We start from the raw sequence: 11275 nt of genomic DNA, 5'->3' as shown, positions 1-11275 counted from the left end.
GGACGCTGAAGAAAAGGGCGGCAGACATCCTGGCCTACTTCGACCGCCCCGGAACCTCCAACGGACCCACCGAGGCCATCAACGGACGACTCGAACACCTGCGCGGATCCGCCCTGGGCTTCCGGAACCCAACCAACTACATCGCCAGGTCCTTGCTCGAGAGCGGAGGATTCAAGCCCCGTCTACACCCTCGATTGTGAAGAGCCCTTTTACCTTGGGGCGCAACAGCAGGTGGATACAACTGGATGTTGTACCCGACTCACACCGAGTTGCAGATGGCCAACGTCATCATGACGAGCTACGGTGGCGCTGGTGCTACTAAGCGGGTTTATCAAAGTAACGACTCCTTCAATCGGAACTCCGTATCTGACGTCCTGCGTTTCGAGCTTGCTGGCGCCACAGTCGCCCTCTTCGACCAGACGCGACTTCACCTGCACGGATGACAGATAGAGTTGCTACGCGAATATCTAGCCGTTGCGTTAGATCTGCGCACGTTGTCCCACACACGTCCGCAGAACCCAACCGGCGAGGGCCTAAGGGTGCAGAATTCGGCGGTTGGGACGTGCACCATGACGGGCATTGCCGGAAAGCCCTGAGCTTTTCAGAGCGGGCTGAGCATGGCGCCCTCGGACGAAAAGCGCCTGGTGGTACATCAACGCGTCATTGTCAGCAAGCATTCGGTTGTGCATACGCAACTTTTCATACGATGTCGTGGGTGGGTGCAAACGTAGCGCCTCATCGTCCAATTCGAGCCCGGAAACAAACACACGTGTTTAGCAGTTTTGCTACCTTTAAGACACCTAGACATCTTGCAAAGGAATGCTATGAATGCCCCACCCGGACGGTTCCCACCTGGCACAGCTATCATCATTACGCTTCTGTTGAGTCAAGTCCGGTGGTGTGGTGTATGAGGGGTGATCCTTCAAGCGTGTAATTCTGGGTTATGCGGCGAGGGCTTCGATGGTCTGTGGTGGCACCTCCTCGGTGGTGTCGGTGCCGAGCTGTTGGGCGTGTTGGAGGACCTCGAGGTTCATGTATCGGCGGCCTTCGGCCCATTCATCGTGCTGCTCGGCCAGCACGGCGCCGACTAGGCGGATGATGGCCTCGCGGTTAGGGAAGATCCCGACCACATCGGTGCGGCGGCGGATCTCCTTGTTCAGCCGCTCGTTGGGATTATTTGACCAGATCTTGCGCCAGGCCTCTTTGGGGAAGCTGGTGAAGGTCAGGATGTCTTCGCGGGCCCCGGCCAGGTGGTCGGCGACCTTGGGGTGTTTATGGTCCAGGGCCTCGACGACACGGTCGAACTGGGCGTGTACTTCCTGGGCATCGGGCTGGTCATAGATGCTGTGCAGCAGAGTCTTCACCCAGGGCCAGGAGGCCTTGGGGGTAGTGGCCATCAGGTTGGCCGCATAGTGTGTCCGGCACCGCTGCCAGGCTGCACCGGGTAAGGTCGCAGCGATCGCGGCCTTCAACCCAGCGTGGGCATCAGAGGTCACCAGCTTCACTCCACTAAGGCCCCGGGCGGTCAGGTCGCGGAAGAAGGACAGCCAGCCGGCCCCGTCCTCGGCGGTGCTGACCTGGATGCCGAGGATCTCGCGGTGGCCATCGCGGTTGATGCCGGTAGCCACCATCGCGTGCACCGGGACCACACGGCCGGCCTCACGGACTGTGAGCACCAGCGCGTCAGCGGCAACGAAGGTGTAGGGCCCAGAGTCTAAGGGTCGGGTGCGGAAGGCCTCGACCTGCTCATCGAGTTCAGAGGCCATCTGCCAGACCTGGGACTTCGACAGGCTCGCGATCCCCAGGGACCCGACGAGCTTATCCATCCGGCGGGTAGAGACCCCCAGCAAGTAGCAGGTGGCCACCACCGAGGTCAGTGCCCGCTCAGCACGTTTGTGTCGTTCCAGCAGCCACTCGGGGAAGTAGGTCCCCTGCCGCAGCTTGGGTACCGCCACATCCAAAGTGCCGGCCCGAGTGTCGAAGCCCCGGTGCCGGTAGCCGTTGCGCCGGTTCTGCCGGGCATCAGAGCTCTGCCCATATTCAGCGCCGCAGACCGCGTCAGCCTCGGCTGAGAGCAGGGTGTTGATGAACATCTGCAACAAGTCCCGGATCAGGTCAGGACTTGCCTGCAAAAGCTGTTCCTCCAACAGGCCGCGAAGGTCGATACTAGAAGGGGTGACGGTCATCGTGAAACGTCCTTTCGAGAGTGCTTTGGTAGGTTCACTCGAAGGATCACACGGTGACCGTCACTCTGTAATGAATGACGCTCTCACCGGGGAGCCGTACACCACATTAAAGGACGCTACTGCTCTCCAGCCGTCCTCGTTGACGAGGAATGTTGTAGTTGGGATGAATATCGGTCCGGCGAGACCGGTGATCAAGGTGAGGGTTCCAGCTGCACGATTGCGGGTTTCGCGGTTAAACCATTGTTGAAGACCGATGAATCCAGGTTCGAAGAGCACCATTGTGCTGCCGGGTCCAATCAGCAGCCACCAGGAAGCAAGCAGCTGCCAAGGGGCTGTGCTGAGGGAGAAGCCGAGGAAACCACAAGCAACGAGCGCCCCGCCTAAGGCCGTGATGCCACGGATGCCGTTCTTGTCTGCGTGTCGGCCTACCGGTACTGCTAGACACGCTCCAGTGAGTACGGAACCGGAGAACGCGGAAGACAAAAGTGCCAGGGAGAATTCGGCACCAGCTGCATGAGAAGTGATGAGCACAGAGGTGCCGAATAGGATCGCGCCGAAGCTGACACCGATGCTGAGTGCCAGCGCATACACTAAGCGAATGAAATGAGGGGAAGAGCCTGTTGATGAAACAGACATGGGACAAGCCTCCAAGTAGGTGGGCACCAGAACGATGCCGACACCACTCCTGAAGGTTTCTATCCCTTAAGATCAACGCCGCAACTGTTCTGCGGTGTAGCGTGGCGCTTGAACCAGACTCGACGCGTTGTCACGCCGACGGAGCCCTAGCCACCAGTGCTGGTCGGTCCCGCCAGATTAGGCGATGAACCCGACCTGGACAAGTAGACGATGAGGATTCCTGCTCCATCACTGAGTTACCCGAAGAGAGTGAGAACAGTCAAAGACAACAGAGCTGATCAACTGTTATATTTGAGATATAACAACTAGTTCTTAGAGGAGGTCTGCGGTGAACAGGCAGGGACGGGCCGACGCGAAGCGTCAGACAGTCACCTTTGTGGTGATCAGCATGGTTCTCCCCACGGTGGCAGTAGGGGTTGGCCTGCTGCTCCTGGCGCTCTGGCGACCGGAGCTCCCAGCTCCGGTGGCGATCCATTGGAGTGCCGGGGGAGCGGACTCCTTTGCCGAACTCTGGGTGATGGCAGCTTCCATCCTGGGCTTTGGCCTGTTGCTTCCGGTGCTCATCAGCGTGTTGGTACTTCCCAGTGTGCGGGCCGGCAGGGCCTCCACGTTCATGGCCCGCTTGATGGCTGGAGTCAGTCTCGGGACATCGCTGCTGGTCACAGCCGCGCTGACCGGAGGTCTAGCGATCCAACGTGGCTTGGACGATGCTCGGGAGGCCGGTGCGGTGGGTGGGATAACCGCAATCGCCCTATTGGGTGCCGTCGTGCTTTCGGCCGCTCTGGTCTTCCTGATTCCCGCAAGCCCGCCGCGGCAGCCGTTGACCGAGAAAGCCGCTTCGCTGGGGCTCGGAGAGACTGAAAGTGTGATGTGGGTTCGCCGGATCCAGATGGCCAGTTCTATCCGATGGGTGCTGTACCTCAGTGCAGGCATGGTTGTAGTCACTACGGCGGTGATAGCTCCCGAATCGCCGCTGTGGATCATTCTGCTGATGGGCGTGGCCGTTATTGTCGTTCTTTTCGCAGTCCTCACGGCAACTCGTTTCAGTATGCAGATCGACGCCCAAGGGCTCAGGCTCCGTTCGGTGCCGTTGGGCTGGCCGTCGGTCCATGTGGGCCTGAGCGAGATCACCTCGGTCAGCTCCGGTGAGACAAGCGGGTTTTCAGAGTTCGGCGGATGGGGCCTGCGCATGGCTCCGGGCGCGCGAGGCATCATTCTTCAGGATGGTAACTCGCTGCGTGTGGAGCGTCGCGACAAGCCCGCACTGGTGGTCACCGTCGATGACGCGGATGAGGCTGCCGATGTCCTGGCATCCCTGCTCCAGCGCGAATCCCCAGCCTCGACACACTAGGCGCCGCGATGTTTCTGCGGGTTGACACCTCCTCACCAGTGCCGCTGTATGAGCAGATTGCCACTTCCATCCGGGCAGATATCGCCCAGGGGAGGCTCGCCCCGGGGGATCGTCTGCCCTCTGCCCGGGAGGTTGCCTCCTCCCTGACGGTTAACCTGCATACCGTGCTGAAGGCATACCAGGATCTGCGCGAAGAGGGCCTGCTGGATATGCGGCGGGGTCGCGGAGCGATCGTTGCGGACGTACCGCAGTCCACAGCGGAGCTGACCACCCAGATCGATACGCTCCGGGACACGGTGAATCAGCTGGGCTTGAGTGAAGAGACCCTTATTGCTCTGGTGCGGGAGCGCTTTCGACCTGCGGACTGATCTGTGGTGAAAGCCGCGCGTGACCGACGACGCCGCCGGGCGGAGAGGGTCACCGATTGTTGAGGCGGCGGTGGCCGGCTGGGAGCAGCATCCCGCTGGTCGCAGTGCAGACCGTGGTGCAGGTGGTTCCGCCGAGTGCGGACCTTACATGACCTCATGCCTCTGGCTTTAGCGTCCGGGACAGAAAGCGATAGCGTGGCTTTTATGCCCATGACCTTCGACCAGGCACTCAGTACCTTGCGCGCCGCTCGAAGCGTGAGACTGCGAGGAAAGCCGGCAGCTTGGTCGAATGCCTTGCGGGTGATGTTCTACATCCTGATCGTGATGGTGCTGACGCCCTCTGGTGTCTATCACGTGAACCACCTGCTGGCACCGGAGCTTCGTCCACGTATTTCCCCGCCGATGGGCCCAGTATGGAATAGGCATCACCGCTATATCTATGTACCTGGTGTCGGAGGGCTGAAAGAAGCTGAGGTCATCCGACTGATCAACACAGGACGCGAGATGTTCGGCGCACCCGCCCCAGCGGTCCAGCAGCTCAGGTCTGGCAGTAGAGGCCGAGGTTGACTGAGACGGTCACGACGAGATCCTTGGGCAGACGGTCTAGACCTGAGACGAGATCCTCGGTGCTGATGTGGTGGGCGCTGGGTCCCATCTCCACCAGTGCCCGGGCCTGATCGCGGCTGACCGATGCGGTGTAGGAAATCTGCTCAGAAGCGATCATGGTGAAGTCGCTCAGACTCGCAGCCAGGCGTTCGTCTTTGCGCTGATCGACCTGGACCAGACTTAAGGGTCCGACCAGTTCTGCCAGGTGGTCGCTGGTGGGGTGACCACGGCGAAAACTCCCTTGTTCCGCAGCACGCGCCGGATCTCCGGGAGATTGCGGGGTCCAAAGATGCTGGTAGCTACGGTGACAGAATTATTCGCCAAAGGCAGGGGATCTGCCAGCAGGTTATTGCCGATAGCCGCTGCGCGCTCATGGCACCGGGCGGCACGCTTCAATGCGGCAGCCGAGAGGTCAATACAGACCCCATAGGCCGGTCGGTGGTACTCCAGAATCCCGGCTAAGTAGTAACCTGTCCCGCCGCCGAGGTCGGCAACTAAGGGCGCCGCGGCGTCGTTATGGTGCTCTGCCGTGTTGTGCTGGTCCGGGCTGTGTCGATCCGTACTGTGCTGATCCGGGCTGGGCTGATCCGGGCTGGGCTGATCTTCGGTCAGTCGGGCGGTGATGCGGGTGGCCAGCCGGTCACGGATCGGCGCGTAAAGTCCGCTGCCCAGCAGAGTCTCCCGGGCGGCGACCATGGCGGGGGTGTCAGCATTCTTCGGCGTCGGGCCACCGCGCCGCAGGGTGACATAGCCTTGTTTGGCGCGGTCGAAGCTGTGCCCGGATGGGCAGTGCAGTCGAGCAGGACCTTGATCCAGGGACTGAGCGCAGAGCGGGCAGCGCAGCACGTTCATAATCGGCTCTGGGATGCCCAGCCGCTGTGAACTCTCAGCCACGCTTTTTCCTCCGCAGCAGTGCTCCGCTGGGCTGATCGTCCACGTAGGCGGCGTACCGACGGGGCATAAAGCGGAAGTCCCGCGCCAAGCGGGACACGCCGGGACCCCGACGCGGCGGACCGATGGGTTCGGGCACAGGGGGCTCGAACACAGGACGTGGATCCCAAGAATCGCTCCACGGGGATGCGTGGAAGGATGTCGTCTGCCGGAACAGGGAATCTGGGCCGCCAGCGCTGGAGCCCGTCCCGCTTTGGACGCTCAGCCACTTCTTGTTCAGCTCCACGATGAGTGAACCGCCAACCACTGAGAGTACTGTTTCATCGATGACTCGGAACATGTCCTCTGATCCGGAGTCGCAGGCATCGCAGCCGCAATCCGGCATCTGCTCGAGAAAGACAGCGGGGTCTCCGGCGCCTATGGAAACACTGGCAGCAGTGTCTTCGGCAGCGTCCACGGTCCAGAACGTCAGCGGCACAGCTCCCTCAGCGTGGGGACGCAGCACTGCCATATGTCCGGACGCGGGGAGGACCACGGGAACAGTGCCCATTCGATGGGTGAATCCGGGGTGTCGAATGCACCGCTGGTGTCCTGTGCCTCTGCCCAGCCGAGTTCGGTGAGCACCATGGTCCAGGCGTCGGCCCTGGCCAGCACGATCCTGTACTTCTGTGGATCCAGGCACTGGCTGTACTCCTCCTCCTTCGCGTCCCGGCGTTCGCCCGGTGCCGAGGGATCATAGTGCGGGTCGTCCCACTCGCTCAGGCCAGCAGACTCTGCAGCGAACAGCTCTTCGACACGTTCAAGCAGCCTGCGCTCATCAGGAGTCGGCGGATTGTGGTGGGATTGCACCCACCATGGGATGCTGCCGCTGCTGCGCTGGTCCTTGCTTTGACTGTACTGCTGATCAGCATGCCGCAAGAATCCCCGCCGGTTTGTCGGAGTCATTGTGATGTACTCGAATTGTGACTTCAGGTGGGGAAGGCAAACGCAGCTTCGAACAACTAGTTGTAGCTCTCGTCCTATGCGGAGAAGCTCGATGCCACAGCATTCCGGCCAATGGCCCCACCGGTTGTGCCTGGAGCTGACCTCACCGGCACTCTCGCGCATGGAACACCACGCCACACGAGCGAGGTTCACGCCCGGAGTGCCCCGCCACGCTCTAAGACTCACTGAGGACCGCCACATGTACGAGGCTCGTCCTGTCGGCGCAGGGCTGTCCACTCCATCAGCATCGACGTCCCGGCGCACGTCACTGCAGACACAAAACTGCCCCGCCATCAGGCGGGGCAGTTTCGATCTTCTCTTCTTCAGTGGAGCTAAGGGGAGTCGAACCCCTGACCTCGTCGATGCGAACGACGCGCTCTACCAGCTGAGCTATAGCCCCATAGCGGGTATAGTCTACGCCTGTTTTCCCACCCCTCTACCCTTCATGAAATTTAACGTCTGAGACTGTGACTTCTGCTACTCTCAATGTAGTGATTTACGACACATTTAATGCTATGTGCCTTAACTGCCAATCACGACACTCACCAAGGTCACACATCACGAGGAGCAAGGCTATGTCGATCATGACTCACGCCCCCAAAACGCACAACCGCAGTACAAGAAATTCACGTTTCACCAAGCTTGGCGCAACAGTCGCAGTGGCAACCCTGGCACTAACCGCCTGTGGAGACGACTCATCAAATGGATCTGCCGAAACAGGAGATCTCGATACCGAGTTCCTCACAATTGCAACAGGCGGTTCGTCTGGAGTCTATTACCAGGTCGGCGCCACACTCAGTGATCTACTCAGCGACGAACTGGGTTCAGACAGCACGGTCCAGGCCACCGGTGCCTCCGCCGAAAACATTAACCTCCTCACCGACGGTGGCGCTGAACTAGCGATCACCATGGGTGATGCCAATGTCCAGGCCTTAGAAGGCACTGGACCTTTCGAAGGCGAGCCACGTGACGGCTTGATGGCTGTAGCAGCCCTGTACCCGAATACTGTGCAAGTGGTAGCCAGCGCTTCCTCCGATATCGAAAGCATTGAAGATTTGTCCGGGAAGAATGTTGCCGTAGGTGACGTCGGTTCTGGCGTAGAGCTCAACGCTCAGACGATTCTTGATGCATATGATATGAGCTACGACGATATCAATGCCGATTATCTTGACTACGCAGAGGCCACCGACCAGATGGCAAACGGACATATCGACGCTGCATTTGTGACGGCCGGCGTTCCGAACCCCGCTTTGACCGAACTGTCCACCAATACAGACTTCAACGTTCTCACCATTGACGGGGACGCGCGAGAGAAACTCCTGGAGAATGACTACTTCATTGAAACCACTATTCCGGGCGGAACTTACCAACAGGAAGAAGATGTTGAGACCGTCGGCGTCGTCAACCACTTGATGATTAGCTCAGAATTGAGCGAGGATGCCGCCTACGACATCACCCGTGTTTTCTTCGACAACCTTGATGCCATCCACAATTCCAATGCAGCCGCTGAAGACATTAGCCTCGAAGAAGCTACCGAGGGGCTGACGGTACCATTGCACCCCGGAGCTGCCCGGTACCTGGAGGAAAATGGTGTCGATGTCTCTGGCCACGTTGCTGGCGAAGAAGACTAGTGAACTCATTGAGTGATTAAAGGCCCCATGTTTTCATGACACCGCCAGATATGAGTCGCAGATCGGTCCTCACTTTGACAGTGGGGACCGTTCTCGCGGCTGCTGGCGGGGTTGGCGTTACTGCTTCAATACCGGCTAGACATCGACAAATTGTGTGCCGTCACCAGCAACATCACGATGTGTATGCCACGCTCCCGGCCAAAGACGGCACCACCATCAGCCTGTCTTGGGTTCACTCAATTGAACTCACACCGTGGACCGACATCTTTACGGTGACTCCTACTGGCTTGGTGCTGACCCAAACTCGTTTCTCTTCCTACGGAGCCGGCATGCCCGCCGGAGAACAAGGAGATCTGCGTTACGAAGGCAACCAAGTGGTTATCGATAATATTGACCGCCCCTTCGACGCGATTCGCTGGATTCACTCTCACCGCGCCCAGTACCGGGTTCTCATCGATCATGATCCGCAACGTATAGACGCAACGCAACTACCTGATCACCAAAGACTCGAGATTGTTCTGATATGACACCTCCCCAACGGCCCCAAAAGCAACCAACAAACCAATCTTCAGATTCACTCGCTACCGCCACCATCACGGACGCTGAATATCTTCCTCACACCGACGAAGAACGTCGCGCTCAGGAACAAGAAGCAGCCGAAATTGCGGCCCAGTATGACGCTGAGTCTCGGACGCGCAGTATTCGGTGGCGTCCTCTGGCAATTTTGATCACCGCGGTGGCATGCGCATTTGCGATATACCACATGTGGACCGCCTACTTCGGATCACCACCTACGCTGGTTCACCGTTCCATCCACGTCAGCATCGTTCTGTTCCTGATCTTCTTGATCTACCCTCCGTTCAGACGAGCTCAAGGACTGACCTTTCAACTCGTTGACGGCGTCTTAGCGTTGTCTTCGCTAGTTCCATCGGTCTACATCGCAACAAACTATGAGCAAGTGGTCCTTCAAGCTGGGAGGTTTACAACTACAGACGTCATTGTCGGCACCATTTTGGTCGTTCTCGTATTGGAAGCCGCTCGACGGGTCACAGGTTGGGCCCTTCCAATTCTGGCGATACTTTTCATCCTCTTCGGCATTTTCGGCCGTGAATTACCGGGCGTGTTGCGCCACCGCGGTTATGAATGGGACACTCTGGCTTATCAGTTCCTCTCCACTACCGAAGGTATTTTTGGAACAGCGACCGGCGTGTCTGCCACGTACATCATTCTCTTTATCCTCTTCGGTGCGTTTCTGGCAAAGTCCGGAATGTCAGCCTTATTCAACGATTTGGCTCTTGCTATAGCTGGTCAGAGTCGTGGAGGCCCTGCCAAAGTTGCCACCCTGGGATCTGGTTTCATGGGATCCATCAACGGGTCAGCTATTGCAAATGTTGTCTCAACAGGGGCATTCACCATTCCAATGATGAAGAAAGTCGGCTACACCAAGACTTTTGCCGGCGCGGTGGAATCGACGGCATCGGTGGGCGGGCAAATTTTGCCCCCGGTCATGGGCGCTGCGGCCTTCATTATGGCGGAAACGCTTGGCGTCCCCTACTCCACAGTGGCAGTAGCGGCTATCGTTCCAGCGCTGCTCTATTACCTTTCGCTGATCGTCCAGATCCATCTGCGAGCGACTCGAGAAGGGTTGAAAGGTATCTCAAGAGATAATTTGCCGGCAGTTCTCGATGTCCTGAAAGAACGTGGTCACCTGTTAATCCCATTGTTCTTCCTGATCTACATGCTTTTCTTCTCAGGGCGCACCATCCTTTATTCCGCTCTTCTCACGATCATTGTCACCATTGTGGTCGCTATGTTGCGAAAGACCTCAAGATTGTCTTTCAAAGACATTATCGACGCCCTGGAAAATGGCGTCCGACAAACCTTGGGCGTGGCTGTAGCTTGTGCAAGCGTGGGGATCATCGTTGGCGTGGTGACTATCTCCGGCTTCGGTGTGGTGCTAGCCTCGGCCATTGTGTCGGTCTCAGGCGGTATTTTGTTCTGGACTTTGGTCTTCACCATGCTTGCCTGCCTGGTGCTGGGTATGGGCCTCCCTTCGATTCCCGCTTACCTCATCACAGCAACCATGGCGGCTCCTGCATTGACCGAACTCGGTGTGGAACCGATCGTGGCACACCTGTTCGTGTTCTACTTCGGGTTGTTCGCCAACATCACTCCGCCTGTCGCGCTCGCTGCCTTTGCCGCAGCCGGTATCTCTGGGGCTTCTCCCATGCAAACTGGTTTCGCGGCGCTCAAGCTGGCCGCAGCAGGGTTTATTATTCCGTATATCTTTGTCTACAGTCCGGAATTGTTGTTACGAGACGTCTCGATTGGCCAAGGCATTCTTGTCGTCACGACGGCTGTCATTGGCATCCTGATGCTTTGCGTGGCATTGGAACGGCACTTTATGGTCAATATGCACTGGTTTTTGTGCATCGTGATCGCAGGCGCGGCCATCCTGTTGCTGAATTCTAATATGCTGCTATCCCTCAGCGGCCTGGGAATCGGGATCCTCGTTCTGGTCGTCCAATCCATCCTGGCTAAAAAGCAAGGCAACTTCGGGCTCAAGGCCATCTAGTACCAGGAAAGTTCTCTAACATCACCCACCAAAAACGGCGACCAGCC

Annotated in this window: 14 protein-coding genes and 1 tRNA gene; 8 read left to right on the top strand and 7 right to left on the bottom strand. The window is 58.5% G+C overall.

What is annotated here, in order from left to right; genetic code table 11:
- On the top strand, positions 1–200 hold a 200-nt coding region (locus DCC25_RS09210), incomplete at its 5' end, for a transposase (RefSeq protein ID WP_136090121.1).
- A 45-nt stretch (positions 201–245) separates the two neighbouring features.
- On the top strand, positions 246–443 hold the full coding sequence (locus tag DCC25_RS09205) for a hypothetical protein (protein ID WP_110098115.1): 198 nt from the start codon (positions 246–248) through the stop codon (positions 441–443).
- 498 nt (positions 444–941) lie between these two features.
- On the opposite strand, the gene DCC25_RS09200 is transcribed toward DCC25_RS09205, so the two are convergent.
- Together DCC25_RS09200 and DCC25_RS09195 are read right to left on the bottom strand one after the other, a co-directional pair.
- Complete coding sequence (locus DCC25_RS09200) at positions 942–2186, bottom strand: IS256 family transposase (protein WP_110101447.1); 1245 nt, start codon at positions 2184–2186, stop codon at positions 942–944.
- Positions 2187–2246: 60 nt separating this feature from the next.
- On the bottom strand, positions 2247–2822 hold the full coding sequence (locus DCC25_RS09195) for a hypothetical protein (protein WP_110101446.1): 576 nt from the start codon (positions 2820–2822) through the stop codon (positions 2247–2249).
- A gap of 328 nt (positions 2823–3150) precedes the next feature.
- Between DCC25_RS09195 and DCC25_RS09190 the strand changes: the two genes are divergently transcribed.
- The 3 genes from DCC25_RS09190 (at position 3151) to DCC25_RS09180 (ending at position 5108) form a co-directional block, all read left to right on the top strand.
- Complete coding sequence (locus tag DCC25_RS09190) at positions 3151–4173, top strand: hypothetical protein (RefSeq protein WP_110101445.1); 1023 nt, start codon at positions 3151–3153, stop codon at positions 4171–4173.
- Between the two features lie 8 nt (positions 4174–4181).
- Positions 4182–4541 (top strand): GntR family transcriptional regulator, encoded by a 360-nt coding sequence (locus DCC25_RS09185; RefSeq protein ID WP_110098119.1) that lies wholly within the window; start codon positions 4182–4184, stop codon positions 4539–4541.
- A 195-nt stretch (positions 4542–4736) separates the two neighbouring features.
- The gene (locus tag DCC25_RS09180) at positions 4737–5108 is read left to right on the top strand and encodes a hypothetical protein (RefSeq protein ID WP_146206448.1); all 372 of its coding nucleotides are present in this window, start codon (positions 4737–4739) and stop codon (positions 5106–5108) included.
- Here DCC25_RS09180 and DCC25_RS09175 read toward each other — a convergent pair.
- The 5 genes from DCC25_RS09175 to DCC25_RS09155 form a co-directional block, all read right to left on the bottom strand.
- The gene (locus DCC25_RS09175) at positions 5080–5265 is read right to left on the bottom strand and encodes a hypothetical protein (protein WP_110101443.1); all 186 of its coding nucleotides are present in this window, start codon (positions 5263–5265) and stop codon (positions 5080–5082) included. The genes DCC25_RS09180 and DCC25_RS09175 overlap by 29 nt on opposite strands.
- 62 nt (positions 5266–5327) lie before the next feature.
- Positions 5328–6041 carry a putative RNA methyltransferase gene (locus DCC25_RS09170; protein ID WP_110098121.1) on the bottom strand — a complete coding sequence of 238 codons (714 nt, stop codon included), beginning with the start codon at positions 6039–6041 and terminating at the stop codon, positions 5328–5330.
- Positions 6034–6516, bottom strand: coding sequence for a DUF6226 family protein (locus tag DCC25_RS11810; RefSeq protein ID WP_110101442.1), 483 nt, complete (start codon positions 6514–6516; stop codon positions 6034–6036). Before DCC25_RS11810 ends, DCC25_RS09170 begins: the two co-directional genes overlap by 8 nt.
- The gene (locus tag DCC25_RS11805) at positions 6507–6887 is read right to left on the bottom strand and encodes a DUF6226 family protein (protein WP_146206447.1); all 381 of its coding nucleotides are present in this window, start codon (positions 6885–6887) and stop codon (positions 6507–6509) included. Before DCC25_RS11805 ends, DCC25_RS11810 begins: the two co-directional genes overlap by 10 nt.
- Positions 6888–7349: 462 nt before the next feature.
- Positions 7350–7422: transfer RNA gene (locus tag DCC25_RS09155), tRNA-Ala, on the bottom strand.
- Positions 7423–7597: 175 nt separating this feature from the next.
- Between DCC25_RS09155 and DCC25_RS09150 the strand changes: the two genes are divergently transcribed.
- From DCC25_RS09150 to DCC25_RS09140, 3 genes are all read left to right on the top strand, one after another.
- Positions 7598–8653 carry a TAXI family TRAP transporter solute-binding subunit gene (locus tag DCC25_RS09150; protein WP_199445911.1) on the top strand — a complete coding sequence of 352 codons (1056 nt, stop codon included), beginning with the start codon at positions 7598–7600 and terminating at the stop codon, positions 8651–8653.
- Positions 8654–8805: 152 nt separating this feature from the next.
- Positions 8806–9180 carry a DUF1850 domain-containing protein gene (locus DCC25_RS09145; protein ID WP_158524771.1) on the top strand — a complete coding sequence of 125 codons (375 nt, stop codon included), beginning with the start codon at positions 8806–8808 and terminating at the stop codon, positions 9178–9180.
- Positions 9177–11228, top strand: coding sequence for a TRAP transporter permease (locus tag DCC25_RS09140; RefSeq protein ID WP_110101439.1), 2052 nt, complete (start codon positions 9177–9179; stop codon positions 11226–11228). The genes DCC25_RS09145 and DCC25_RS09140 overlap by 4 nt, the downstream gene beginning before the upstream one ends.
- The last annotated feature ends 47 nt before the right edge of the window (positions 11229–11275 follow it).

Origin of the sequence: Auritidibacter sp. NML120636, assembly GCF_003185945.1 — a bacterium.
Taxonomy (GTDB): Bacteria; Actinomycetota; Actinomycetes; order Actinomycetales; family Micrococcaceae; genus Auritidibacter; species Auritidibacter ignavus.
Note: the sequence above shows the minus strand (reverse complement) of the source record. Positions and strands in the feature narration are given on the sequence as shown.

Coding starts and splice junctions, on each gene's coding strand:
- DCC25_RS09205 (WP_110098115.1), top strand. CDS start 246: ATGTTGTACCCGACTCACACCGAGTTGCAGATGGCCAACGTCATCATG.
- DCC25_RS09200 (WP_110101447.1), bottom strand. CDS start 2,186: ATGACCGTCACCCCTTCTAGTATCGACCTTCGCGGCCTGTTGGAGGAA.
- DCC25_RS09195 (WP_110101446.1), bottom strand. CDS start 2,822: ATGTCTGTTTCATCAACAGGCTCTTCCCCTCATTTCATTCGCTTAGTG.
- DCC25_RS09185 (WP_110098119.1), top strand. CDS start 4,182: ATGTTTCTGCGGGTTGACACCTCCTCACCAGTGCCGCTGTATGAGCAG.
- DCC25_RS09175 (WP_110101443.1), bottom strand. CDS start 5,265: ATGATCGCTTCTGAGCAGATTTCCTACACCGCATCGGTCAGCCGCGAT.
- DCC25_RS09150 (WP_199445911.1), top strand. CDS start 7,598: ATGTCGATCATGACTCACGCCCCCAAAACGCACAACCGCAGTACAAGA.
- DCC25_RS09140 (WP_110101439.1), top strand. CDS start 9,177: ATGACACCTCCCCAACGGCCCCAAAAGCAACCAACAAACCAATCTTCA.